Source organism: Microbispora amethystogenes, from assembly GCF_016863015.1.
In the GTDB taxonomy this organism is placed as follows: domain Bacteria; phylum Actinomycetota; class Actinomycetes; order Streptosporangiales; family Streptosporangiaceae; genus Microbispora; species Microbispora amethystogenes.
Map to the genome: position 1 here is coordinate 104,438 of NZ_BOOB01000018.1, position 24,150 is coordinate 128,587.

Below are 24,150 nucleotides of genomic sequence, written 5' to 3' on the forward strand. Positions count from 1 at the left end.
ACCTGGATTCATTCCGTCGCATCCACCCTTGCGGCCGGGGGCGCACCGGCCGTCCGTCCCCCTGGAGTTCCGGCAAGTGATCCGCCGTATCCCGCAGGCACGCGATCGCGGTATCCCCGACGCCACCGTGGCGAGGCTGCCGCTCTATCTGCGTGCCCTGAACGGGATGGCCGAGCGGGGCACGCCGACGGTGAGCTCGGAGGATCTGGCGGTCGCCGCGGGCGTCAACTCGGCCAAGCTCCGCAAGGACCTCTCCCATCTCGGGTCGTACGGCACCCGGGGCGTCGGCTACGACGTGCAGTACCTCATCTACCAGATCTCGCGTGAGCTTGGTCTCACCCAGGACTGGGCGGTGGCGATCGTGGGCGTCGGAAACCTCGGCCGGGCGCTGGCCAACTACGGCGGGTTCGCCTCCCGCGGATTCCGCATCGCGGGCCTGCTCGACGCCGACCCGCACGTGGTCGGCGACCGCATCGCCGGTCTCGTCGTCGAGCACACCGATGAGCTGGAGACGGTGATCAGGCAGCGCGGCGTGTCGATCGTGGTGATCGCCACCCCCGCCGCGCCGGCCCAGCAGGTGTGCGACCGTGTCATCGCGGCCGGCGTCACCAGTATTTTGAACTTCGCCCCCGTCGTCCTGGCTGTGCCTGACGGCGTAGATGTCCGTAAAGTCGATTTATCTATCGAACTGCAGATACTTGCGTTCCACGAGCAGCGCAAGGCTAATGGAGGACCCATCATGGCCGAGGAGTGGCCGGACGGGGTGGTCATGTGAGTGAGCCATCAGTGGGAGCGAGCTCATGAGTATCCTCGTCGTCGGCCTGAGCCACCGGACCACCCCGGTCGCCCTGCTCGAACGCGTGACGGTCAGTGGTGACGCCCTCGTCAAGCTGCTGCACGACCTGCAGGCCGACGAGAACGTGTCCGAGGCGCTGGTCGTCTCCACCTGCAACCGCGTCGAGGTCTACGCCGCGGTCGACCGCTTCCACGGCGGCCTCGGCGCCGTGACGGGCCTGCTCGCCGCGCACTCCGGCCTGCCGCACGAGCGGCTCGCGCCGCACCTCTACGTGCACTACGAGGACCGGGCGGTCCAGCACCTGTTCACGGTCGCCTGCGGGCTCGACTCCATGGTCGTGGGCGAGGGGCAGATCCTCGGCCAGATCAGGACCGCCCTCCGCCTGGCGCAGGAGGAGGGCACCGCCGGGACGACCCTCAACGAACTGGCCCAGCACGCGCTGCGGGCCGGCAAGCGGGCGCACGCCGACACCGGCATCGACCGGGCCGGCGCCTCGCTCGTCGGGGTCGGCCTGACGCTCGCCGAGCGGGTCCTCGGGCCGATCGCCGGCAGGCGCGCCCTGGTCGTCGGCGCGGGCTCGATGAGCGCGCTGTCCGCCGCGACCCTCTCCCGCGCGGGCGTGACCGACATCGTCATCGCCAACCGCACCCGGGAGCGGGCCGAGCGGCTCGCCGAGACGGTCGGCGGGCGCGCCGCGGACCTGGCCGGCATCCCCGCCGAACTGGCCGCGGCCGACCTCGTGATCTCCTGCGTCGGCGCCGGAACCCGCACGATCGACCCCGAGATGATCGGCGCCCGCGAGCGGCCGCTGTTCCTGCTCGACCTCGCGCTGCCCCACGACGTGGACCCCGGCGTACGGGACCTGCCCGGCGTGACGCTCGTCGACCTGGAGTCGATGCAGCAGGACGGCGTGGGCGACGACGTCGCCGACGGCGGCCGGGCCGAGGCGATCCGGGAGGTCGGGCGCATCGTGACCGAGGAGGTCACGGCCTACCTGCACGCGGAGCGCGCCGCGCTGGTCACCCCCACGGTCGTGGCCCTGCGCAGCAAGGCCGCCGGAGTGGTGGAGGCCGAGATGGGCCGGCTGATGGCCCGCCTGCCCGGCCTCGACGGGCGGACCCGCGACGAGGTCACCCAGACCGTGCGGCGGGTCGTGGACAAGCTGCTCCACGAGCCGACCGTACGGGTGAAGCGGCTGGCCGCGGCGCCGGGCGGCGACCAGTACGCCGAGGCGCTGCGCGAGCTGTTCGGCCTCGCCCCGAACGCGCCCGACGCCGTGTCGTGTCTCGACAGCCTGGACGGCCTGGAGACCTTGGAGAACCTGGACAGCCTGAGGAGCCTCGACGGCATGCGGAGCCCGAACAGCCCGGAGGTGGAGCGATGAGCACGCCTCTTCGTCTCGGCACCCGCAGGAGCCTGATGGCGACCACCCAGTCGGGGATCGTCGCCGACCGGCTGACCGCCCTGACCGGCCGGGAGGTCGAGCTCGTCGGCGTCACGACGTTCGGCGACGTCTCCCGGGCCCACCTGACCCAGCTCGGCGGCACCGGCGTCTTCGTGAACGACCTGCGCGGGCGGCTGCTCGCCGGCGAGGTCGACTTCGCGGTCCACTCGCTCAAGGATCTGCCGACCAAGCAGGACGAGCGCATCGCGCTCGCGGCCATCCCCGAGCGGGACGACCCCCGCGACGCGCTGGTCGGTCCGGTGCGGCTGCGCGACCTGCCCGCCGGAGCGCGCGTCGGCACCGGGTCGCCGCGCCGGGTGGCCCAGCTGCGCCTGCTCCGGCCGGATCTCGAATACGTCCCCATCAGGGGAAACGCGGACACCCGCATCGGCAAGGTGACGTCGGGCGAGCTCGACGCCGTCGTGCTGGCCGCCGCCGGGCTGGCCAGGATCCGCCGGGACGGGGAGATCGCCCAGGTGTTCGAAGTAGGCGAGATGCTGCCCGCCCCCGGGCAGGGCGCCCTCGCCGTCGAGTGCCTGGCCGACCGTGACGATCTCATCGAACTGCTGAGCGCCGTCGACGACCCGCTGACGCGGGCCGCGGTGGCCGCCGAACGTTCGGTGCTCGCCGCCCTCGAGGCCGGTTGCGCGGCCCCGGTAGGTGCTTTCGCCTCCGGTGACGGGCACATTCTCAATCTGACCGCAACCGTCGTCGACGTCGGCGGCGCACGGTCGGTGCGCAAGTCCACCTCCGGACCTTCTCCGGCGGCAGTGGAGCTCGGCCGTGAACTCGCGGCAGCCATGATCGCCGAAGGGGCCGACACGTTGATGGGGGAGCAGGCCCATTGAGCCCCGCCGATCACAGCACCCAGGCCCGATCCGGGTTCGTCGCCTTCGTGGGCGCCGGTCCCGGTGACGAGAACCTGCTCACACTACGCGGCGCCGACCTGCTGAGCAGGGCCGACGTCGCCGTCCTCGACCGCCGGGCGTACGGACCGCTGCTGCGCCACTGCCGCGAGGACGTCGAGGTCGTCGACATCGCCGCCGAAGCGGCGGAGAACTCGGTGTCGCTGAAGACCATCCAGGCCGCCAAGGCGGGCCGCACCGTGGTGCGGCTGTGCTCGGGCGACCCGTCCTTCTTCTCCTCCGTCACCGACGAGGTGGCCGCCTGCGCCAAGGCGGACGTCGACTTCGAGATCGTGCCCGGCGTGCCGCCGGCCACGGCCGTGCTGACGTACGCCGGCATCCCGCCCGCGGCGTCGGCGCCGGAGTTCCGGATCGTGGACGCCGCGCAGGTGGACGACTGGGCGAGGCACGCCGACTGCGCGGGCACCCTCGTGATCTACAACGGCGTCGCGGACGCGGTCCCGATCAGCAAGGCGCTGATCGGGGGCGGCAAGCCCGACTCGACGCCGGTGGCGGTCACCAGCGACGGCACCACCACCGAGCAGTACACGGTGGTCTCCACGCTCGGACGGCTCGGCCCCGACCTCAAGCACGCCGGGATGACCGAGCCCGCGCTGATCGTCGTCGGCGACGCCGTCGGCCTGCGCGACCGCCTGTCGTGGTTCGAGACCAAGTCGCTGTTCGGCTGGCGGGTCCTGGTGCCGCGCACCAAGGAGCAGTCGAAGGGCCTGTCGGAGCAGCTCCGCTCGTACGGCGCGGTGCCCGAGGAGGTGCCGACGATCTCCGTCGAGCCGCCCCGCACCCCGCAGCAGATGGACCGCGCCATCAAGGGCCTGGTCACCGGACGCTACGAGTGGGTCGCCTTCACCAGCGCCAACGCCGTCAAGGCCGTGCGCGAGAAGTTCGAGGAGTACGGCCTGGACGCCCGCGCGTTCGCCGGGCTCAAGGTCGCCGCGGTCGGCGACGCCACGTCGCGGGCGCTGGTGGAGTTCGGCGTGAAGCCCGACCTCATGCCGACGGGCGAGCAGTCGTCCGAGGGCCTGCTGGCCGAGTGGCCGCCGTACGACTCGATGCTCGATCCGATCAACCGGGTGCTGCTGCCGAGGGCCGACATCGCGACCGAGACGCTGGTCGCGGGGCTGACCGAGCTCGGCTGGGAGTGCGACGACGTCACGGCCTACCGCACCGTGCGGGCCGCGCCGCCGCCCGCCCCGATCCGCGAGGCGATCAAGGGTGGCGGGTTCGACGCCGTGCTGTTCACGTCGTCCTCGACCGTACGGAACCTCGTCGGCATCGCCGGCAAGCCGCACAACGTCACGGTGATCGCGGTCATCGGGCCGCAGACGGCCAAGACGGCCGAGGAGTTCGGCCTGCGGGTCGACGTGATGGCCGACAGGCCGTCCGCCTCGGCCCTCGCCGCCGCGCTGGCGGACTACGGTGCGAAGATGCGCCACGCCGCGGTGTCGGCGGGCGAGGTGCCCCGCCGCCCCTCCCAGATGCGCCGGGGCGCGCGGCGCAGGGTGAAGTAGAAGCGCGTGAAGTAGAAGCGCGAGTGGATGTGATTCGCGCGCGGCCCGCGGGGCGATCCCGCGGGCCGGCGCGGTCCAGAGCGGGGAGATCGTTGTGAACGCCCGATACCCGGTGGCGCGGCCCCGGCGGCTGCGCCGCACCGCCGCGATGCGGCGGATGGTCGCGGGGACGCGGCTGCATCCGGCCGAGTTCATCCTGCCCGTGTTCGTCAAGGAGGGCATCGCCGAGCCGCAGCCGGTGGGCTCCATGCCGGGGGTCGTCCAGCACACCCGCGAGTCGCTGCGCAAGGCCGCCCACGAGGCGGCGGAGGCCGGTGTCGGCGGGATCATCCTGTTCGGCGTCCCGGCGCACAAGGACGCCCGGGGCTCGGGCGCCGACGACCCCGACGGGATCGTCCAGGTGGCCCTGCGCGACCTCGCCGCCGACCTGGGCGACGCGCTGGTCCTGATGACCGACACCTGCCTGGACGAGTACACCGACCACGGCCACTGCGGCCTGCTGACCGCCGACGGCGAGGTGGACAACGACGCGACGCTGGAGCGGTACGCGTCGGCGGCGGTCGCCCAGGCGGCGGCCGGCAGCCAGATGATCGCGCCGAGCGGCATGATGGACGGCCAGGTGGAGGCCATCCGCGCCGCCCTCGACGGCAACGGCTTCGCCGAGATCCCGATCCTGGCCTACGCGGCCAAGTACGCCTCCGGCTTCTACGGGCCCTTCCGCGACGCCGCCGAGTGCGCGCCGCAGTTCGGCGACCGCAGTGCCTACCAGCAGGACCCGGCCGGTCCGGTCGGCGAGGCGCTGCGCGAGGTGCGCCTCGACCTGGCCGAGGGCGCGGACGCCGTCATGGTCAAGCCCGCCCTGGCCTACCTCGACATCCTGCGCCAGGTGCGCGACCTGGTCGAGGTGCCCGTCGCGGCCTACCAGGTCAGCGGTGAGTACGCGATGGTCGAGGCCGCGGCGGCCAACGGCTGGATCGACCGCGAGCGGGTGATCATGGAGTCGCTGGTCGCGATCCGCCGCGCCGGGGCCGACATGATCCTCACGTACTGGGCCACGGAGGTCGCCCGGGCACTATCCTGACCTCTCATCAGGGCCCTGCCAGGCGAGGGAAATCAGCAGGTACGTACCATCGTGCCTATCGCAGGGCGGCGGCGGCGACGGAATGTCCGGCGCACGCCGCCGGTTTAAGGCGTGGCCGGGGCAGCGTGGCGAGGCGCCGCCGGGGCCGCGCGGCAGGGCGTGTCTCGTCGGAGACCGCTGAGGTCGCTTGTGGGGAGGAGCGCCATGGTCGGAGTACCGCTGACCCGCCGTGCGAAACGGCGCGCGCATCACGCGCCACCGAAGATGACGTCGGTGCTCGAGTACGCCCAGCTGGGCTGGGCGAGCTGTATGGGGGCCCATCCGCTGGCCGAGGGAGGCAGGGCGTGCTCCTGTGACCGGGTGGGCTGTCCCGACCCGGGGATGCACCCGCTGTCGCCCGCCTGGCAGATGCAGGCCACGACGGACACCGCGCTGCTGACGCGGTGGTGGAAGCAGGAACCGGACGCGAACGTGATCCTGCCCACCGGCAGGGTGTTCGACGTGTTCGACGTGGCGGCCGAGGCGGGCCGCCCCACGCTCACGGCCATGGACGCCGCGGGCTTCGACACCGGCCCGGTCGCCGAGAACGGCGACCGGGTGCTTTTTTTCGTGGCCACGCGCGGCGCCCCCGAGGACGAGGACGAGTGGTGGTCCTGCCACCTCGACGCGGGCCCGGAGGTCATCGACAGCACGCCGGGGCTGCGCTGGCACTGCCGGGAGAGCTACGTGCTCGCGCCGCCGTCCACCACGCCGACCGGCGGCGTCGTGAGCTGGATCAGGCCTCCCGACGGGCGTCCCCTGCCCGATCCGCTGCGCGTCCTGGACCTGCTCGCCGACTACTGCGAGTAGCTCTCGCGGCTGGTCCCGTGGATGTTCCGCGGGTGGTTCCCGGTACGACCCGCGCGCCGGTCGGCCCGTAACCTGGAGGGCGTGACACGCACGCAGACCTCCGAGGACCTGTTCGACCGCGCCCGCCGGATCGTCCCGGGCGGGGTGAACTCGCCGGTGCGCGCCTTCGGCGCCGTGGGCGGCACGCCCCGCTTCATGGCCTCCGGCGAGGGGCCGTACATCACCGACGTGGACGGCAACCGCTACGTCGACCTGGTGTGCTCCTGGGGCCCGATGATCCTGGGTCACCGGCATCCGGCGGTCGTGGAGGCGCTGGAGGAGGCCGTCGCACGCGGCTTCTCCTTCGGCACCGCGACCGAGGGGGAGGTCCTGCTCGCCGAGGAGATCGTCGCCCGCGTGGCGCCGGTCGAGAAGGTCCGCCTGGTCAGCTCGGGCACCGAGGCCACCATGTCCGCCGTACGGCTCGCCCGCGGCTTCACCGGCCGGGCGAAGGTCGTGAAGTTCGCCGGCTGCTACCACGGTCACGTCGACGCGCTGCTGGCCTCCGCCGGGTCGGGCGTCGTCACCTTCGGCCTGCCGGACACCCCGGGCGTCACCGGCGCCTCGGCCGCCGACACGATCGTCCTGCCGTACAACTCGGCCGAGGCGGTCGAGGAGGCGTTCCGCACGTTCGAGATCGCCTGCGTGATCACCGAGGCGTGCCCGGCGAACATGGGCGTCGTGCCGCCCGCCGACGGCTTCAACGCGCGCCTGCGCGAGCTGTGCACCGAGCACGGCGCGCTGCTGATCGTCGACGAGGTGCTCACCGGCTTCCGCGTCTCCGCCTCCGGTTGGTACGGCGTCGACCCCGTCGAGGCCGACCTCATGACGTTCGGCAAGGTGATGGGCGGTGGGCTGCCCGCCGCGGCCTTCGGCGGACGGGCGGAGGTCATGGCCGCGCTCGCCCCCGAGGGGCCCGTCTACCAGGCCGGGACGCTGTCGGGCAACCCGCTCGCCTGCGCGGCCGGGCTGGCCACGCTGCGCGCCTGCGACGATGACGCCTACGACCGCATCGACGCCTCCGCCCTGGTCATCGGCCGGGCGGCCTCCGACGCGCTGGCCGCCGCCGGAGTGCCGCACCGCCTCCAGCGGGCGGGCAACCTCTTCTCGATCTTCTTCACCGACACCCCGGTCACCGACTTCGAATCGGCCCGCACCCAGAACACCGACGCCTACCGGGCGTTCTTCCACAGCATGCTGGACCAGGGCGTCTACCTGCCGCCGTCGGCGTACGAGGCGTGGTTCCTGTCGGCCGCCCACGACGACGAGGCGCTCACCCAGGTCGCCGAGGCGCTGCCCCTGGCCGCCAAGGCCGCCGCCCAGGCCGCCGGGGCCTGAGACGGCTCAGGCTCCCGTACGGGTCACGCCGCCGTTGACGTGCGGGATCTGGCCCGTGACGAAGCCGGCGTCGTCCGAGACCAGGAAGGCGAGGGCGCCGGCGAGGTCCTCCGGGACCGACTGATGCTTGATGGTCTGCATGGCCGTCACCCGGGCGAACACCTCCTCGGCGGTCGGGCCGTTCGCCCGGGCGCGGCCGAGGAAACCCTCGGTCGCCACCAGTCCGGGCGCGATCGCGTTGACGGTGACGCCGCTCTCGCCGAGCTCGTTGGCGAGCGCCCGGGTCAGCGCGTGCACGGTGCCCTTGCTGGTCATGTACGCAAGGTCGCGGTTCTGCGTCGTGGTGATGCCCGAGCCGGTGTTGACGATCCGCCCCCACCCGGCGGCGCGCATCCCCGGCGCGAACGCACGGCCACCAGGTCACCGGACTCGACGATGTGCTCGATCACGACGGTCAGGCCGGAGAACACGCTGCGAAGGTGATCGATGCTCTTCTTCCATCCGTCGGGGCCTCCTCCGCTTCGCAGAGCCGGGACGGCCTCCCAGTCAGGGGCGAGGGCCTGGTCGACCAGCGCCATGTCACCGGTGGCCAGGGCCTCGTAGAAGCGCCGGACCGCCATTTCCTTCTCGGTAGCCATGCGTCCACGGTAGGGACGCGCGTCATGGCTGATCAAAGACCTGTTCCGCACCACGTAATACGCTTCGGGCATGACGGATCTCGACCTACGGCTGGTGCGCTACTTCACCGTCGTCGCGTCGCACCTGCACTTCGGCCGCGCCGCGGCCGAGTTGCGCGTCGCGCAGCCGTCGCTGAGCCGGCAGATCAGCCGGCTGGAGGCCGAGGTGGGCGCGCGGCTTCTCGACCGTACGCGGCAGGGCACGCGGCTCACCGAGGCGGGAGAGGCCTTCCTCCCACACGCACAGGCGTTGCTCCGCGCGTCCGAGCAGGCCGTGGCCGTCGCCCGGGCCGCCGCCCAGCCCACCCGGATCACCATCGGCTACACCGCCGGTCTGATCGTCACGCCGGCGGTGCGGGACCTGCGGCATAAGCATCCCGACGCCGACGTACGCACGCTGCACCTCGAATGGAGCGAGCCGCGTGCGGCGCTGCTCGACCGGCGGGTCGACGCGGTGGTCACCCGGCTGCCGCTGCGAACCGGCGGGCTGCGCGTGACGATCCTCTACGACGAGCCGAAAACGCTGCTCGTGCCGATCGGGCACCGGCTGGCCGGCAAGGAGTCGGTCACCCTCGACGACATCGAGGGCGAGCCGATCCCCCGCTTCCCGGATCCCGAGTTCGACGCGTACTGGCGCATCGACCCGCGACCCGGAGGGCGCCCCGCGCCCGGCGGACCCCCCGTCGAGACCATCGAGGACAAGCTCGAACACATCGCCGCGGGACAGGCCGTGGCCATCGTCCCGGCCGCCCTGTACGCGGCCGGCATCCGGCCCGACCTCACCACGGTCCCGCTGCACGGCGTCGAACCGGGTCACGTCGTCGTGGCGAGCCGGGCCGAGGACCGCGGCCGGCTGGTGGCCGCGTTCCACACGTCAGCCCGCACCCACCTGCACGCCTAGGCCTCTTACTTCACCAACTGATCGAGGTCCACCTCGATTGGGAAGGGCACCTGCACCGCCAGGTGCCCATGGTGGATCCCGGTCGGCGTGTAACCGCCCGTGGCCGGGTCGCGCTCGTACACGTAGACGACCGGCCTGCCGTCATGCTCCTCCACCCGCCAGAAGTGCGGGATGCCCGCTTCGGCGTAAACGCTCGGGCTTGAGCTTGCGGTCGCGTTCGACGGACTCCGGCGAGACGATCTCGACCACGAGATGGACCTCCCGCGCGGCGTAGAACGTGCGGGCCATGTCCGCCCCGGCCTCGGCATCGATGATCATCACATCCGGGCACGGCCGCGTACGGTCCCCCAGCTTGACGTCCATCCGGTGGACAGCGGTCAGGGCCGCGGGAGCCTGCATGTCCAGACGCGCGGTCAGCCCCTGCACCAGGCGCTGGTGGAGCCGTCTCTGAGGTGCCGCGAGAACGAGCGCTCCATCGATCAGCTCGACGTGGGTGAAAAGGTCAGGCTCTCCGTCCAGGCCCTCGGACGGCAGGTGATCGAGGTCGTCCGCGGTCCATCCGCCTGGGGGTCGGTGCGCGGATGTGCTCCTCATGCCACGAACTTTAGCGTTCGGATGATGACCGAGAGTGACCGGTTGTCGCGCGGTCAGCGGGAGTGGGGGTGGCGGCGGTGCGGGGGCGGGCGTTGGCGTAGAGGAGGCCGGCGAGGATGAGGGCGCCGGCGGCGATCGTGAGCGGGGAGACGGGCTCCCCGGTGAAGATGGCGGCGGAGGCGAGCCCGAAGACCGGCACCAGCAGGCCGTACGGCGCGACGAGCGAGGCGTCGTACCGGGTCAGGAGCCATCCCCAGACGGCGAACCCGCCGAGGGTCGACAGGAACGCGGTGTAGAGCACGGCGCACACGCCCTCCACGGTGAACGATCCGAGCGAGGACGCGCCCTCGGTCGCCAGGGCCAGCGCCAGGAGGGGCGGTGCCGAGACCGCGCTCACCCACACCATGAAGCGCAGGGAGTCGGGCGGCGCGGCCCTGCGGGTGGCGACGTTGCCGAGGCCCCACCCGGCCGCCGAGGCCACGCACAGCAGGAACGCCCCGAACGGGATCGCGCCCGATCTCGCGACGACGCCCGCCGCGATCAGTCCCAAGCCGGCGAAGGCCACGGCCGTGCCGGCGATCCGGCGGCGCCCGAGCCGTTCGCCGAGCAGCGCGGTCGCGAACAGCGCGGTGAAGACCGCCTGCACCTGGATGACCAGGGAGGTCAGCCCGGCCGGCATGCCGGCGCGCATGCCGAGAAGCAACAGGCCGTACTGCGCGACGCCGAGCGACGCGCCGGTGGCCAGCACCCACCGCCAGGGCACGCGCGGTCCTCCGGTGACCAGCACGGCGGGGAAGGCGGCCAGCAGGAACCGGAGGGCGGCGTACGTGAGAGGCGGGTAATGCTTGAGGCCCGTCTGCATGACGACGAAGTTGCAACCCCAGACGGCGGCGAGTGCGACGGCCAGGGCCAGGTGGCGGGGACGCATGAACCGGTCGCCCGGAAGGGTCAGCGGGAGGGGCGCCGGTCCCGGCTCTGCCTGGCCTGCTTCGCCAGGGTCTCCAGGTAGGAGGTCTGCTCGGAACGGGACGGCTTCGTGAAGAACTTGTTGAAGATTCGCATAACCAAATCATCGCATCGCTAAACAGTTGAGCACAACCGAGTTTTTCTTACCCGGACGGTTTAGACTGGCTACATGTTGGATCTGAACCGGCTGAAGGCACTGCACGCGGTCGCCGTCTACGGGTCCGTGGGCGCCGCCGCCGAGGCGCTGATGGTGACCCCGTCGGCGATCTCTCAGCAGCTCGCGAAGCTCGAACGGGAGACCGGCGCGGTCCTGATCGAGCGCAACGGCCGCGGCGTGAAGCTCACCGACGCGGCCGGGCTGCTCGCCGACCACGCCGAACGCATCCTCGCGCTCGTGGAGACGGCGGAGGCCGACTTCGAGGCGCTGCGCGGGGAGGTGGTCGGCAGGCTGAGCATGGCCGCCTTCCCCACCGCCGCGCGGGGCATCGTGCCGCGCGCCCTCACCACGCTGAAGAGACAGCACCCCGACCTCGACCTGCTCGTGTACGAGCGGGAGCCCGAGCGGCAGATCCGCGAGCTGTCGCGCGGCGACCTCGATCTCTCCGTTCTCCAGGACTGGCTCAACCGGCCGATGGCCCTGCCGGAGGGGCTGTCGCGTACGGCGCTGCTCGACGACGTGGCCGACGTCGTCGTGCCGGCCGATCATCCGCTGGTGGGCGCCGACCGGGTGCGGCTGAGCGACCTCGACGGCGAGAGCTGGATCAGCTCGACCCCCGGCACGGTCTGCCACGACTTCCTGGTGTTCCTGCTGCGCTCCGAGGAACGGGAGCCGCACATCGTCTGCATGGCCGACGAGTACCCCACCCAGCTCGCGCTGGTCGCCGAGGGCCACGGATGCGCGCTCATCCCGCGGCTCGGCCGGGGACCGCTGCCGGACGGCGTCGCCGTCCTGGCCGTCCAGCCGCCGCCGGTCCGGCGGATCTACGCGGTGTGGCGGACCGACGCCGCGAGGCGTCCGGCGATCCGCGCCGCCGTCGAGGCGCTGCGCTCCGCGTGCCCGGAGCCGTCCGGTGGGTAGGCTGTGCAGGTCATGACAGAGATGACCATCGTTCACCTGCTCCGGCACGGAGAAGTCCACAATCCCCGCGGCGTCCTGTACGGCAGGCTGCCCGGCTACCACCTGTCCGAGACCGGCCGCCGGATGGCCGATGTCGTCGCCAAGGCCGTCGCGGGCAGGGACATCGTCGCGGTCTGGAGCTCGCCGATGGAGCGCGCCCAGGAGACCGCGGAGCCGGCCGCGCAGGCCCTGGGCCTGGAGATCACCACCGACGAGCGGCTCATCGAGGCGGGCAACGTCTTCGAGGGCCTGCGGATGACCGGCGGCGACACCGTCTTCCGCGATCCCCGCTCCTACCGCCACTTCAGGAACCCGTTCCGGCCGTCCTGGGGCGAGCCGTACCGCGAGGTCGTGGCCCGCATGAAGTCGGTGGTGGACGACGCGCGGGCGGCGGCGCGCGGCCACGAGGCGCTGCTGGTCAGTCATCAGCTGCCGATCTGGGTCATCCGGCTCGCCGCCGAGGGCAGGCGGCTGTGGCACGACCCGCGCCGGCGCCAGTGCGCGCTGGCCAGCCTCACCAGCCTGACCTTCGAGGGAAACCGGCTGATCAGCGTCGGCTACAGCGAGCCCGCCGGGGCGCTGCTGCGGGAGGTCGCGCAGCCGCAGGGCGAGGCCGCGCTGTTCGAGCAGGCCGACGCGGCCCTCCCGGAGGCGTTGCGCACCCATCCCGGGCAGGCCGACGTTCCTCCTGATGCGTTGCACCTCGATCCCGAGAGGTTGCGTATCGATCCCGAGGCTATGCGCGCCCATCCCGAGACGGCGGCCGGCCCGGAGGACGAGGAGACGCCGGGCCCGCGAGCGATGCCCGGGGCTTGATCGTCTCCTGGGCGATGCCGCACACGCGGCTGTGCCCCGGAGACCCGTGCCCCAGAGAACCGGGCACCCGCACCGGTCGGTAGGCTTACAGCTCTACCGGTTGTAGTACAAGGAGATCCATCTCCCGTGTCCGCCAAGCGCCTGACCGCAACGCGCCTGACCGCGCTCGCCGCCGCGGCCGCGGCCGTCACGGCCCTCGCCGGTTGCGCGGGCGGCCAGGAGGCCCAGCCCCGCTCCGGCGACACCCGTTTCGTCCCGGGCGACGGCCGGGTCGAGTTCTTCACCGCGGCGCAGCGCCAGAAGGCGCCCGCGATCGAGGGACAGACCCTGGACGGCGGCACCGCGACGCTCGCCGCGGGCAAGGTCCACGTGCTCAACTTCTGGGCCTCCTGGTGCGCGCCCTGCCGGGCCGAGGCGCCTGTGCTCAAGGACATCGCGGCGACCACCAAGCCGAAGGGCGTGGAGTTCCTCGGCGTCAACTTCAAGGACCTCCAGGCGTCGGCGCAGGCGTACGACCGCGCGGTGAAGCCGGGCTATCCGAGCATCTACGACCAGAGCGGCAGGACGCTGCTGAAGTTCCAGGGCACGGTGCCGCCCGCCGCCATCCCCTCCACGCTGATCATCGACGCGCAGGGCCGCATCGCCGCCCGCGCGCTCGGCGCCGTGAAGTACGACGACCTCCTCGCGGCCGTCACCAAGGTGACCGATGAGTGACCTCGGCAGCACCGTCGCGACGGGCTCGCTGCTGCTCGCCGCGCCGATCGCGGCGGCCGCCGGGCTCGTGTCGTTCGTCTCCCCGTGCGTGCTGCCGCTGGTCCCGGGCTACCTGTCGTACGTCACGGGCATGAGCGGTGACCCCAAGCGGAGCCGGATGGTGCTGGGCAGCGCGTTGTTCGTGCTCGGGTTCGCGCTGGTGTTCGTGCTCGGCGGGGCGCTGTTCGGCGGTCTCGGCGCGGCGCTGCAGGGCAACGCCGACGTGATCAGCAGGGTCCTCGGGGTGGTGACGATCATCCTCGGGCTGGCCTTCGTGGGCGTCCTGCCCGGACTCCAGCGGGACGTGCGCTTCCACCGGCTGCCCGCCGCCGGGCTCGCGGGGGCCCCGCTGCTCGGCGTCGTCTTCGGCCTCGGCTGGACGCCGTGCATCGGCCCGACGCTGGCGGTGGTCATGACGCTGTCGGTCAACCAGGGCAGCGCGCTGCGCGGCGCGGCCCTCGCCTTCGCGTACGCGCTGGGCCTCGGCCTGCCGTTCGTGCTGGCCGGGCTGGCCTACCGCAGGGCCCTCCACGCGTTCCGGGCTGTCCGCCGGCACACCCCGCTGATCACCAGGGTCGGCGGCGGCATGCTCGTGGCCGTCGGCGTGCTGCTCGTGACCGGGCAGTGGGCCGAGATCATCGTCCACCTGCAGGTGTGGGTCGGCGGATTCCGGCCGGTGATCTGATGAGCGCGCCCGACGACCTCGCCCGCGCCGTACGGGACGACCCCGCGCTCCTCGACGACCCCGCGCTCCTCGACGAGCCCGCGCCTGTCGACGAGACGGCGCCGCGCGACAAGACGGCGGGTGGGGGAGCGGAGGCCGGGGGCGCGGCGCGGGAGCCGGCCAGGCCGGTCGGCCTCGGGCCGGTCGGATGGCTGCGCTGGGCCTGGCGCACGCTCACCTCGATGCGCACCGCGCTCATCCTGCTGTTCCTGTTCGCGCTGGGCTCGGTGCCGGGCTCCGTCTACCCCCAGCGCGGCGTGGACCCGGGCAGGGTCGCGCAGTACTTCAAGGACAACCCCACCCAGGCGAAGTGGCTCGACCGCTTCTGGCTCTTCGACGTCTTCACCTCGCCCTGGTTCGCCGCGATCTACCTGCTGCTGTTCGTCTCGCTGGCCGGATGCGTGTTCCCGCGCGCGCTGGCGCATCTCAGGGAGATCCGGCGCAGGCCGCCCGCCGCGCCGCGCAACCTCCTCCGCCTGCCGCACGCCGAGGAGTTCCAGGGCGATCTCACCCTGGAGAGGGCCGCCGCCGTGCTCCGGCGCAGGCGGTTCCGGGTGGTCACCGGCGACGGCTGGGTGGCGGCGGAGAAGGGCTATCTCCGCGAGACCGGAAACCTGCTCTTCCACCTCTCGCTGCTCGTGCTGCTCTTCGCCGTCGGCGCCGGAGGCCTGTACGGCTACCGCGGCAACGTGCTGGTGGTGGAGGGCGACGGCTTCTCCAACGCCGTCGCGGCCTACGACCGTTTCATGCCGGGCAGCCGGGTCACCGCCGAGTCGCTGGAGCCGTTCTCCTTCACGCTGCGGGACTTCCAGGCCAGCTACGTCGCCGCCGGGGCCAAGCAGGGCCAGCCGCTCGACTACCTCGCGCGGCTGGAGGTGCGGGACTCCCCGGAGTCCGCCCCGCGCCAGGTGGACCTCAAGGTCAACGAACCGCTCGACGTCGACGGCACGCTGACCTACCTCATCGGGCACGGGTACGCCCCCACGTTCCGGGTGACGGACGGCGAGGGCCAGGTGGCCTACGACGGCCCGGTGCCCTGTCTGGCCGGCGACCAGGCGACGTACACGTCCGAGTGCGTCATCAAGGTGCCGGACGCCCAGCCGTCCCAGCTCGGCTTCCTGGCCCGCTTCCTGCCCACGACCGTGCCGAACGGCGACGCCTGGGTGTCGGTCTTCCCCGGCGCGGCCAACCCGACCGTGCAGGTCTTCCCGTTCGCGGGCGACCTCGGCCTGAAGTCGGGACTGCCGCAGTCGGTGTATCAGCTCGACACCACGCGCCTGAAGCCGCTCGGCAAGATGTCCGCCCAGCCGGCGCCGCTGAACGTGGGGGACACCAAGGAACTCGCCGACGGCGCGGGAAAGATCCAGTTCACCGGCGTCAAGGAGTGGATCAGCCTCCAGATCACCTACGACCCGGGCCGGGAGCCCGCGTTGCTCGCGGCGGCGGCCGCGGTGATCGGGCTCGTGCTGTCTCTCACGATCCGCCGCCGCCGCGTCTGGGTGCGGGTGAAGGACGGCAGGGCCACGGTGGGAGGATTGACCCGCACCGAAGGCGGCGGCGCGGCCTTCGCCGAGGAGTTCGCGCAGATCGTCACCGCCCTGCGCGGCGACCCGCCCACCGGTCACGTCACACCGGACGAGCCCCGGGCCACCGAACAGCCAGGAGCGGCCGCGCCGGGCGGCTCCGCGATCGTCGCCGGGCAGGCCGAGCCGGACCAGCCGGACGAGCCGCCCACCGGAAACGCCGCACCGGGCGTCCGCCCGGACGAGGAGTGAAGTCATGCCCGCCCCGGTCAGCCAAGCCGTCAACGAGACTCTCGCCATGATGAGCGACCAGCTCATCCTGGTCACCGTGCTGCTGTATCTCGCCGCGATGATCTGCTTCGCGCTGGAGCTCGCCTTCGGCCGGGTCCGTACGGCGGCGCCCGCGCGTACGCGTGAGCTCGTCGGCGCGGGCGGCCCGGCGCTCCCCGCGGAGGACCCGGGGGAGGGCGCCGGGGAGGGCACGGCCGAGACCACCCGCACGTCACAACCGGCGGGGTGGGCGGTCCGGGCCGGGATCGCCGGCGTGGTCATCGCCTGGATCGCGTGGGCCGGCAACCTCGCCGGCATCCTCACCCGGGGCATCGCGGTGGACCGGTGGCCGTGGGCCAACATGTACGAGTTTGTGGTGGCCATCTGCTTCGCGGCCGTCACCGCGTTCCTCGCGCTGCTGATCCGCCAGCCGATCCGCTACCTCGGCGCGTTCGTCACCGTGACCGCGGCGCTCGGGCTGGGCTTCGCCGTGCTGTTCCTGCACGTCCAGGCGGGCCCGGTGATGCCCGCGCTGCACTCCTACTGGATCGCGATCCACGTCACCGCGGCGATCGTGGCCAGCGGGCTGTTCATCGTGGCGGGCGTCTGCGCGATCCTCTACCTGATCCGCCAGGACGGACGGCCGTCGGTGCTGCCCGCCAGGGAGACCCTGGAGCGGGTCGCGCACCGCGCGATCGTCATCTCCTTCCCGATCTGGACCTTCGCCGTCATCGCCGGCGCGCTGTGGGCCGACCGGGCGTGGGGCCGCTACTGGGGCTGGGACCCGAAGGAGGTGTGGGCGTTCGTCACGTGGGTCGTCTACGCCGCCTATCTCCACGCGCGGGCGACGGCCGGATGGCGCGGCAAGGCCGCGATGATCATTTCGTTGGTCGCCTTCGGCTGCCTGCTGTTCAACCTGGTCGGCGTCAACATCTTCTTCTCGGGACTGCACTCCTACGCCGACGTCCCCAAGTGACCCCGGCGCCCGCCCGGCGCGTCACCGCCGGGGGACCGCTCCTGCCGGCGGGGGTGCCGGGCCGGGCGTGAGGGGCCGCCCGGTGCGGGTCGTCCGGCTGTGGTGAGTCGGTCGTCGGTCGGTGCCCGGTCGGCACTCGGTCAGTGGCCGCCCGGTCGCCGGTCAGTCGTCGCCGCGCAGACGGCGCTCCAGGCTGCTCAGGAAGTCCGGGTCGTCGTCGGGCCCGCGCGGCGCGTCGGCGCGCCTGGACCACGCCCCGGCCCGGCCGCCCGCCTCCGCCTCCGCCTGCCCGGCCCCCGGCCCGCCCACGGCGCCGTGGCCGTACACGGAGTGCACCGCTCGGGGACGGCCCACGAGGAGCCAGGTCAGGGCGCCGAGGTCGGCCAGGAAGATCACGATGAGGACCCACATGAACTTGGGGAGGTTGCGCATGTCCTCCTCGGGGGTCGTGATCACGTCGAACAGGCAGTAGAGCCAGAAGGCAAGCAGCGCCAGGCCGATAATCACGCTAGGCATGCCCACACGGTAAGCCATGCCGGCGACTGATCGTGTCCGGCTTCGGGGTGACGTGGACAGCCGGGCATCGTACGGTGGACCGGTACACGGCGTCCGGATACCGCGCCCCACGGAGCGTGGAGCCTGCCGGAGACGCCCGTGGACCCATGTGACGGAAGCAACCTGACAGGAACCAGCAGCCTGACGGATTCGGCCTGAACAGAGGGGTGCGATGGCGGAGCCGGGCGACAGGGGCCGCCACCGGCGCGGAGCGCGATGGTGGCAGCGAGGGCCCTACGTGTCCTCCCACCGCCGCACCGACGTCCCCGGACGCGCGGAGGACCGCGCCTCCGACCGTGGCCCCGACCGTGGCCCCGACCGTGGCTCCGAGCGCGCTTCCGACCGTTCCGCCGATCGCGCCTCCGACTGGGCCTCCGGCCGCCCCTTCGACCGCGGCGCCGACCGTTCCGCCGACCGCGCTCGCGGACGCGCCTCCGACCGTGCCTCCGACCGTGCGTCCGACCGTGCTTCCGACGGCGGCCCCGAGCGGGCCTCCGGACGGCCGTGGGAGCGGGCGCAGAACCGGCCCCCGGAGTGGGGCTCCGAGTGGGGCGCCGAGTGGGGCATGGAGTGGGGCGCCGAGTGGTCGCCTGAGCGGCACCCGGAGCGGGTTTACGCCGTGACCGCGCCGGTGGTCGACGACCGCCCCCAGTACACCTGGCAGGACTTCGAGCTCGACGACCTGCCGACCCGGGTCGCGCCCCATCCGCCCGACGCCCCCGACCTGCGGGACGGCAGGAGAAACTGCGGGCCGCTGGAACGCGTCCTGTTCCGCGAATGGGACGCCGAGGAGGGCCCTCCTTCCGCCGACGCCGTACGGGCCGTGGACAGCCTCGCGCGGCTGCCCGAGCAGCTGAAGACCAAGCTCGCCATCGGGCTCGACGGCATCTACGTGGGCCGGGGCGGGGTGCCCGACCTGGACGACATGGGTTACCTGCGCGGCGCCCCGCTGCCGTCGGGCCGGGCCACCTGGGACATCTGCGCCGGCGCGTACGGAGACCGCAAGATCGTGGTGGGGGATCGGCCGTCGCCCACGCCGGACGTGATGATGCACGAAGTCGGGCACGCGCTGGACGACGTCGACGCGGGTCCGGGAGAGTGGGTTTCGGACTCCCCGGAGTTCGCGGCGCTCTACGAGGAGTGCCTGCCGCTGCTCGCGTCGTCGTTCCACCGGCAGCCCGCCGGCCTGGGGCGCAAGGAGTTCTTCGCCGACGCGTTCGCGGCGATCGCGTCCCGGCAGCGCCCGGCCCTGGTGGACATGCTGGGCGGTGACACGAGGACGGCCCTCAACGTCATGCTCTTCTTCAACCGGCGTTACGGAATCTAGGTGATTCGGATGTACGTTATCCGGCTCGGCGACGGGACGCTGCGCGTGCCCCGGTCCCTGACCACCGATGACGGGCGCCTCATCGGCAACGCGTACGTGGAGGTCACGCCGGGGGAACCCGGTTACGAGGGCTGGCTGGCCGAGTCGATCACCGAGCAGGAGGACGCCGAGCGACGCCGTCGCTGGCGGGAGGGCGACGACGCGCTGGAGCAGGCGTTCCTGGCCTTCAAGGCAGAGCAGGACCGATGAACCCCGGCAAGGGAGCAGGACGAGCCGGGAGGGCCTGTTACGGCAGCCTGAAATAGAGGTGGGACTGACTCCGGTGACCCTGCGGCGTGCGGGTAGCGCGCAGGATCACCCGGTGCTGGTACTGCGTCAGACTCGCGGGGAGTCGCCGTTCGGCCGATCGGCCGTGAGGACGTCCTCTCCGCGAAGGAGGGCGTGTACTTCCGATTCACGGAACCGCCGATGCCCCCCGGGGGTACGGATGCTGCTGATACGCCCGGCCGCGGCCCAACGGGTCACGGTCTTCGGGTCGACCCTGAAGAGAGCCGCAACCTCTCCAGGAGTCAGCAGTCGCTCGCTGCTACTCTCCACAATCTCTCCCCCTCGCGTCCCGCGTCCTGCAGCGGGCGGACAGGTAACCAGTGTGCCGAGCGAAGCCTGATTTATCCGTGGTTTTCGGAGAAGATCACGGGTTGTTACCGGCTCAGTGCCCGATTGTTATATGATAGAGCCTCTTTGGGGCGCTCATGGGTGTTTCTTTACAAAAGCGCCTTGTTGTGAACACTAGCAGTGCTCGCAGCAGATGCGAAGAGCGACCAGCGCACCGGGAGAGTGACGTAACCTCGACGCTGTGCATCCGGTTGTCGTTTACACCCTTTCGCGCCTCGCCCTGTTCGCGGTCGCGGTCGGCGTCCTGTATCTCGTCGGCCTGCGGTCGTTCCCGCTGCTGCTGGTCGCCGTGCTGGTCAGCGGTCTGGCCAGCTACGTGCTGCTGTCGAAACAGCGCGACGCGGTGAGCGAGCGCATCGCCACGAAACGTCGGGGACCCGGGAACTCCTAGGCCGCCGGGAACATGCCGACCCGGGCATGGTACTCATGCCCGAGCTCCGTCGTGTCGCTTCCCACCAAAAGACCGGCCTTTACGGTCAGGAAGGCCTTTACCCCGATTCCCCTTTCCCGCGTCGGGTTCCATCTCAGCGCACGGCCCGTTACAGGGTGTATCGCCCCGATACCGGGCCGGTGGACCGCTCCCGGGCCGGCCGTGTCGGCCCCCCGCGGGTTGTTCAGCCAGCGCTGGTGCCCGCCCACGTAGACGGCCGAACCGGTCACCGCGACCGCGTAGAGCGAGTCGCCCCCGGTCAGGTTGACCCAGGTCGGACGGACCGCGTCGCCCTTCGCGTACGTCTCGAACCTCGCGGCGGAGTCGCACAGCTTGGTGGTGCGCGGCGCCGGCCCGCCCGTCGTGACGACCACGAAGTAGCTCCCGTCGGGTGACACGTCCAGCCCGCGGACGTACGACGGGAAGTCGGGCTTGCAGCCGGGGGCGTACGCCTCCGTGTGCCAGCCGGCCACCCGGCCCGTCGTGAGGTCGATCACTCCGAGCTGCGGGCGGCGCAGGCCGTCGAGCGTGGTGAACGAGCCGTCGACGACTAAGCGGTCGGACGTGGCGGCCATCGCGTAGATCCCGACCCCGCCGCCGCGCCCGTCGCCGGGGGTGACGGTGAAGCGGGGGTCCACCGCGCCGGTCTCGGCGTCGACCCGGGCGAGGGCGGTCCGCGCGCTGCGGCCGATCCTGCCGAAGTCGCCGCCGACGTAGAGCGCCCTGCCGAGACGCACCAGGCTGGTCACCTCTCCCGCGTAGACGGGCGCGGAGAAGGAGGAGACGGGAGCGCCGTCGGAGACGCGCAGCCGGGTCAGCCCCCGGGACGGCCAGGTGAAGGCGCCGCCCACGTAGACGGTGCCGCCGGGGCCCGGGGCCAGGGCGGACACCGGCCCGTCGAGGTCCGGCGCGAAGCCGGGCAGGACGCGGCCGGTGGGCAGGTCGAAGGCGAAGACGTTGGCGCGCTGCAGGTCGGCCCCACCGCGCGCCTCCCGTACCGCGCTGAACTCGCCGCCCACCACGACGGTGCGGCCGACCAGCGCGAACGCGGTGACGATGCCGTCGAGCACGTGCGGAGTGGTGTCCACGGGGTTCTCCGAGACCACGTGGGACTGCCGGAGCCCGGCGGAGGCCGGCGCGGCCGGCAGGACGGCGAGCGAGGTCACTGCGATCAGTGCGGTGGTGAGACGCATTCCCCAAGTTCTAGCAGACTGAGCGTAATCGATGAACTACGTTCCGCTCATCCTGTCCGGGTGGTGAGGGGCCGTGCGTGCCGCGGCCTAGGCTTGCGTGCATGACGCGCGCATCGCTGGACAAGCAGCCGCACGAGGTCGCCGCGATGTTCGATCGCACGGCCCGGCGCTACGACCTGGTCAACGACGTCCTCTCCCTGGGCCAGGACCGCCTGTGGCGCAGGGCCACGGCGGCGGCGGTGGACGCGGGCCCCGGTGAGCTGGTCCTCGACCTCGCCGCGGGCACCGGCACCTCGACCGACTCGTTCACCGCGCTCGGCGCGCGGGCGATCGCGTGCGACTTCTCGTTCGGCATGCTCAGCACCGGCGTGGCGCGCCGCGGCGGGTCCGGCCTGTACGGCGGGGGCGTTCGCGGCGTGACGTTCGTCGCGGGCGACGCGCTGCGCCTGCCGTTCCGCGACGAGACCTTCGACGCCGTCACGATCTCCTTCGGCCTGCGCAACGTCGCCGACACCGGGCAGGCGCTGCGCGAGCTGCTGCGGGTGACCCGGCCGGGCGGGCGCCTGGTGATCTGCGAGTTCTCCCGGCCGACGCCGAAGTCGTTCGACCTCGTCTACTCGCAGTATCTGATGAGGCTGCTGCCGCCGGTCGCCCGGATGGTCAGCTCCAACCCCGACTCCTACGAGTACCTCGCCGAGTCGATCCGGGCCTGGCCCGACCAGCGGGCGCTGGCGGGGATCGTCCAGAAAGCGGGCTGGGAGAAGGTGGGCTGGCGCAACCTGAGCCTCGGCATCGTCGCCCTCCACCGCGCCGTGAAGGGCCGGTGAGGAATGGTTGTCCACACCCCTCTGACATCCCGCCGCGCGTAGGGGTTAGACTGCGGCGCGACAGTTTGTGAAGTTGTTCACAAAGGCACGAAGGTCTAAACCAGTTTCGAGGCCTTCCTTCCCTGGAACGGACAGGACTCCGTGAGCGAGCAAACCCGCGTGACGCGGAGAGAGGTCGACGCCGACGTCATCGTCGTCGGTGCGGGTCCGGCGGGCTCGACGGCGGCCTTCCACCTCGCCCGCGCCGGCCTCCAGGTGCTGCTGCTGGAGAAGACGCGCTTCCCCCGGGAGAAGGTCTGCGGCGACGGGCTGACGCCGCGGGCGGTGAAGGAACTCGTCGCGATGGGCGTCGACGTCGACGCCCCCGGCTGGGTCAGGAACAAGGGGCTGCGCGTCTACGGCGGCGGCGTGCGGCTCGAACTCGACTGGCCGGAGCTGTCGAGCTATCCCGACTTCGGGCTGGTGCGCACCCGTGCCGACTTCGACCAGATCCTCGCCCGGCACGCCGAGGGCGCGGGCGTCCGGCTGCGCGAGGGCGTGAACGTTACAGGCCCGCTGCTCGACGAGCGCAGCGGTCACGTGATCGGCGTCACGGCCAAGGCGGACGGCGAGGAGATCGTCTACCGCTCGCGCCTGGTGGTCGCGGCCGACGGCAACTCGACCCGGCTGTCGATCGCGATGGGCCTGCACAAGCGCGAGGACCGCCCGATGGGCGTGGCCGTGCGCACCTACTACACGAGCCCCCGCCACGACGACGACTACCTGGAGACGTGGCTCGAACTGTGGGACGACGACCGGCTGCTCCCCGGCTACGGCTGGATCTTCCCCATGGGCGACGGCACCGCCAACGTCGGCCTCGGCCTGCTGAACACCAGCGACGCGTTCAAGAGCATCGACTACCGCGACCTGCTGCGGCGCTGGATGAAGAACACGCCGCCGGAGTGGGGCTTCACCGACGAGAACATGACGGGCCCGATCAGGGGCGCCGCGCTGCCGATGGGATTCAACCGGCAGCCGCACTACACCCGCGGCCTGGTCCTCGTCGGGGACGCCGGCGGCTCGATCAACCCCTTCAACGGCGAGGGCATCGCGTACGCCATGGAGACCGGCCGGACCGCCGCCGAAGTGATCGCGCAGGCACTGGCCCGGCCGACGCCCGCCCAGCGTGAGCGCGTATTACTCGCGTACCCGCGTATCCTCAAAGACGCCTATGGCGGATACTTCACTCTCGGCCGCCTGTTCGTCGAGGCGATCGGGAGGCCGGGGGTGATGAGCTTCGCCACCCGGCACGGGATGCCCCATCCCACCCTGATGAGATTCGCGTTCAAGCTTCTCGCTAATCTCACAGACCGGCGGGGCGACGTCTCCGACCGCATAATCAACGCCCTGTCGAAGGTGGCTCCGCCCGCATGACCGAGGCCCGTATGACCAAGAGTCGCATTGTGATCACGCAATTTCACCGAGTAAGCGAGGACATGTAGCCATGGAGCTGTATGTGCCGATTCTGGTGCTCGCGGTCCTCGCGGCGGGGTTCGCCGTGTTCTCCGTGGGCATCGCCCCCTTCACCGGGCCGAAGCGCTGGAACCGCGCGAAGCTGGACGCCTACGAGTGCGGCATCGAGCCGACACCGCAGCCGGTCGGCGGTGGCCGCTTCCCGCTGAAGTACATGATCACGGCGATGCTGTTCATCGTCTTCGACATCGAGATCATCTTCCTCTATCCGTGGGCGGTGGCCTTCGACAGACTCGGCGTGTTCGGGCTGGTCGAGATGGTGCTGTTCATCGTCACCGTCCTCGTGGCGTACGCGTACGTGTGGCGCCGCCGCGGCCTCGATTGGGATTAGCC

The 24,150-nt window shown here is 71.9% G+C and carries 27 protein-coding genes and 1 pseudogene; 20 read left to right on the top strand and 8 right to left on the bottom strand.

What is annotated here, in order from left to right; all coding sequences use genetic code 11:
* Positions 1-76: 76 nt before the first annotated feature.
* The 7 genes from Mam01_RS14005 to hemL all read left to right on the top strand — a co-directional run bounded on the left by Mam01_RS14005 (position 77) and on the right by hemL (position 7,981).
* Entirely contained in the window at positions 77-775 is a 699-nt protein-coding gene (locus tag Mam01_RS14005; RefSeq protein ID WP_204285764.1) for a redox-sensing transcriptional repressor Rex, read from the top strand.
* Between the two features lie 25 nt (positions 776-800).
* Positions 801-2,180 (top strand): glutamyl-tRNA reductase, encoded by a 1,380-nt coding sequence (locus Mam01_RS14010; protein ID WP_150935788.1) that lies wholly within the window; start codon positions 801-803, stop codon positions 2,178-2,180.
* Positions 2,177-3,088: a hydroxymethylbilane synthase gene (hemC, locus tag Mam01_RS14015; protein WP_204285765.1), complete on the top strand. Its 912-nt coding sequence runs from the start codon at positions 2,177-2,179 to the stop codon at positions 3,086-3,088. Before Mam01_RS14010 ends, hemC begins: the two co-directional genes overlap by 4 nt.
* A complete protein-coding gene (locus tag Mam01_RS14020) occupies positions 3,085-4,674 on the top strand; it encodes a bifunctional uroporphyrinogen-III C-methyltransferase/uroporphyrinogen-III synthase (protein WP_204285766.1) in 1,590 nt (529 codons plus the stop codon). Before hemC ends, Mam01_RS14020 begins: the two co-directional genes overlap by 4 nt.
* A 94-nt stretch (positions 4,675-4,768) precedes the next feature.
* Positions 4,769-5,755, top strand: a complete 987-nt coding sequence (hemB, locus tag Mam01_RS14025; protein ID WP_204285767.1) for a porphobilinogen synthase — start codon at positions 4,769-4,771, stop codon at positions 5,753-5,755.
* 204 nt (positions 5,756-5,959) lie between these two features.
* Complete coding sequence (locus Mam01_RS14030; RefSeq protein WP_204285768.1) at positions 5,960-6,604, top strand: bifunctional DNA primase/polymerase; 645 nt, start codon at positions 5,960-5,962, stop codon at positions 6,602-6,604.
* Positions 6,605-6,685: 81 nt separating this feature from the next.
* Positions 6,686-7,981 (top strand): glutamate-1-semialdehyde 2,1-aminomutase, encoded by a 1,296-nt coding sequence (hemL, locus tag Mam01_RS14035; protein ID WP_239101294.1) that lies wholly within the window; start codon positions 6,686-6,688, stop codon positions 7,979-7,981.
* Positions 7,982-7,987: 6 nt separating this feature from the next.
* On the opposite strand, the gene Mam01_RS14040 is transcribed toward hemL, so the two are convergent.
* Positions 7,988-8,374 carry an SDR family NAD(P)-dependent oxidoreductase gene (locus Mam01_RS14040; protein ID WP_204285770.1) on the bottom strand — a complete coding sequence of 129 codons (387 nt, stop codon included), beginning with the start codon at positions 8,372-8,374 and terminating at the stop codon, positions 7,988-7,990.
* Positions 8,293-8,619: a nuclear transport factor 2 family protein gene (locus Mam01_RS14045; RefSeq protein ID WP_204285771.1), complete on the bottom strand. Its 327-nt coding sequence runs from the start codon at positions 8,617-8,619 to the stop codon at positions 8,293-8,295. Before Mam01_RS14045 ends, Mam01_RS14040 begins: the two co-directional genes overlap by 82 nt.
* A gap of 70 nt (positions 8,620-8,689) precedes the next feature.
* On the opposite strand from Mam01_RS14045, the gene Mam01_RS14050 reads away from it, so the two are divergent.
* Positions 8,690-9,559 (top strand): LysR family transcriptional regulator, encoded by an 870-nt coding sequence (locus Mam01_RS14050; protein WP_204285772.1) that lies wholly within the window; start codon positions 8,690-8,692, stop codon positions 9,557-9,559.
* 5 nt (positions 9,560-9,564) lie between these two features.
* On the opposite strand, the gene Mam01_RS36605 is transcribed toward Mam01_RS14050, so the two are convergent.
* The 3 genes from Mam01_RS36605 to Mam01_RS14060 are packed head-to-tail and all read right to left on the bottom strand — an operon-like array spanning position 9,565 to position 11,081.
* A complete protein-coding gene (locus Mam01_RS36605) occupies positions 9,565-9,714 on the bottom strand; it encodes a hypothetical protein (protein WP_239101295.1) in 150 nt (49 codons plus the stop codon).
* Positions 9,701-10,153 carry a Uma2 family endonuclease gene (locus tag Mam01_RS14055; protein WP_239101296.1) on the bottom strand — a complete coding sequence of 151 codons (453 nt, stop codon included), beginning with the start codon at positions 10,151-10,153 and terminating at the stop codon, positions 9,701-9,703. The genes Mam01_RS36605 and Mam01_RS14055 overlap by 14 nt, the downstream gene beginning before the upstream one ends.
* Positions 10,154-10,163: 10 nt before the next feature.
* Positions 10,164-11,081, bottom strand: a complete 918-nt coding sequence (locus Mam01_RS14060) for an EamA family transporter (protein ID WP_204285773.1) — start codon at positions 11,079-11,081, stop codon at positions 10,164-10,166.
* Between the two features lie 207 nt (positions 11,082-11,288).
* Between Mam01_RS14060 and Mam01_RS14065 the strand changes: the two genes are divergently transcribed.
* The 6 genes and pseudogenes from Mam01_RS14065 to ccsB all read left to right on the top strand — a co-directional run bounded on the left by Mam01_RS14065 (position 11,289) and on the right by ccsB (position 17,298).
* Positions 11,289-12,197 carry a LysR family transcriptional regulator gene (locus tag Mam01_RS14065; RefSeq protein WP_204285774.1) on the top strand — a complete coding sequence of 303 codons (909 nt, stop codon included), beginning with the start codon at positions 11,289-11,291 and terminating at the stop codon, positions 12,195-12,197.
* Positions 12,198-12,209: 12 nt separating this feature from the next.
* Positions 12,210-12,827, top strand: a pseudogene (locus tag Mam01_RS14070) (histidine phosphatase family protein); the annotation flags it as partial.
* Positions 12,828-13,178: 351 nt separating this feature from the next.
* Entirely contained in the window at positions 13,179-13,766 is a 588-nt protein-coding gene (locus Mam01_RS14075; protein ID WP_239101297.1) for a TlpA family protein disulfide reductase, read from the top strand.
* Positions 13,759-14,490 carry a cytochrome c biogenesis CcdA family protein gene (locus tag Mam01_RS14080; RefSeq protein ID WP_150935810.1) on the top strand — a complete coding sequence of 244 codons (732 nt, stop codon included), beginning with the start codon at positions 13,759-13,761 and terminating at the stop codon, positions 14,488-14,490. The genes Mam01_RS14075 and Mam01_RS14080 overlap by 8 nt, the downstream gene beginning before the upstream one ends.
* Positions 14,490-16,304, top strand: coding sequence for a cytochrome c biogenesis protein ResB (gene resB, locus Mam01_RS14085; protein WP_204285776.1), 1,815 nt, complete (start codon positions 14,490-14,492; stop codon positions 16,302-16,304). The genes Mam01_RS14080 and resB overlap by 1 nt, the downstream gene beginning before the upstream one ends.
* Before the next feature lie 4 nt (positions 16,305-16,308).
* Entirely contained in the window at positions 16,309-17,298 is a 990-nt protein-coding gene (gene ccsB, locus Mam01_RS14090; protein ID WP_204285777.1) for a c-type cytochrome biogenesis protein CcsB, read from the top strand.
* Between the two features lie 162 nt (positions 17,299-17,460).
* Here the strand turns inward: ccsB and Mam01_RS14095 are convergent, their stop codons facing one another.
* Positions 17,461-17,814, bottom strand: a complete 354-nt coding sequence (locus Mam01_RS14095) for a PLD nuclease N-terminal domain-containing protein (RefSeq protein WP_204285778.1) — start codon at positions 17,812-17,814, stop codon at positions 17,461-17,463.
* A gap of 277 nt (positions 17,815-18,091) precedes the next feature.
* Between Mam01_RS14095 and Mam01_RS14100 the strand changes: the two genes are divergently transcribed.
* Positions 18,092-19,180, top strand: coding sequence for a hypothetical protein (locus Mam01_RS14100; protein WP_239101298.1), 1,089 nt, complete (start codon positions 18,092-18,094; stop codon positions 19,178-19,180).
* A 9-nt stretch (positions 19,181-19,189) separates the two neighbouring features.
* Entirely contained in the window at positions 19,190-19,429 is a 240-nt protein-coding gene (locus tag Mam01_RS14105; protein WP_150935819.1) for a hypothetical protein, read from the top strand.
* 126 nt (positions 19,430-19,555) lie between these two features.
* Here Mam01_RS14105 and Mam01_RS14110 read toward each other — a convergent pair whose 3' ends face one another.
* The gene (locus Mam01_RS14110; RefSeq protein ID WP_036325312.1) at positions 19,556-19,777 is read right to left on the bottom strand and encodes a BldC family transcriptional regulator; all 222 of its coding nucleotides are present in this window, start codon (positions 19,775-19,777) and stop codon (positions 19,556-19,558) included.
* 259 nt (positions 19,778-20,036) lie between these two features.
* Between Mam01_RS14110 and Mam01_RS14115 the strand changes: the two genes are divergently transcribed.
* Positions 20,037-20,246, top strand: coding sequence for a DUF4229 domain-containing protein (locus Mam01_RS14115; RefSeq protein WP_150935820.1), 210 nt, complete (start codon positions 20,037-20,039; stop codon positions 20,244-20,246).
* On the opposite strand, the gene Mam01_RS14120 is transcribed toward Mam01_RS14115, so the two are convergent.
* A complete protein-coding gene (locus Mam01_RS14120; protein WP_204285780.1) occupies positions 20,243-21,478 on the bottom strand; it encodes a hypothetical protein in 1,236 nt (411 codons plus the stop codon). The genes Mam01_RS14115 and Mam01_RS14120 overlap by 4 nt on opposite strands.
* A 101-nt stretch (positions 21,479-21,579) precedes the next feature.
* Here Mam01_RS14120 and Mam01_RS14125 point away from each other — a divergent pair, with 101 nt between their 5' ends.
* From Mam01_RS14125 to Mam01_RS14135, 3 genes are all read left to right on the top strand, one after another.
* On the top strand, positions 21,580-22,305 hold the full coding sequence (locus Mam01_RS14125) for a demethylmenaquinone methyltransferase (protein ID WP_204285781.1): 726 nt from the start codon (positions 21,580-21,582) through the stop codon (positions 22,303-22,305).
* Positions 22,306-22,446: 141 nt separating this feature from the next.
* Positions 22,447-23,718: a geranylgeranyl reductase family protein gene (locus Mam01_RS14130; RefSeq protein ID WP_150935826.1), complete on the top strand. Its 1,272-nt coding sequence runs from the start codon at positions 22,447-22,449 to the stop codon at positions 23,716-23,718.
* Positions 23,719-23,788: 70 nt separating this feature from the next.
* A complete protein-coding gene (locus Mam01_RS14135) occupies positions 23,789-24,148 on the top strand; it encodes an NADH-quinone oxidoreductase subunit A (RefSeq protein WP_111699579.1) in 360 nt (119 codons plus the stop codon).
* The last annotated feature ends 2 nt before the right edge of the window (positions 24,149-24,150 follow it).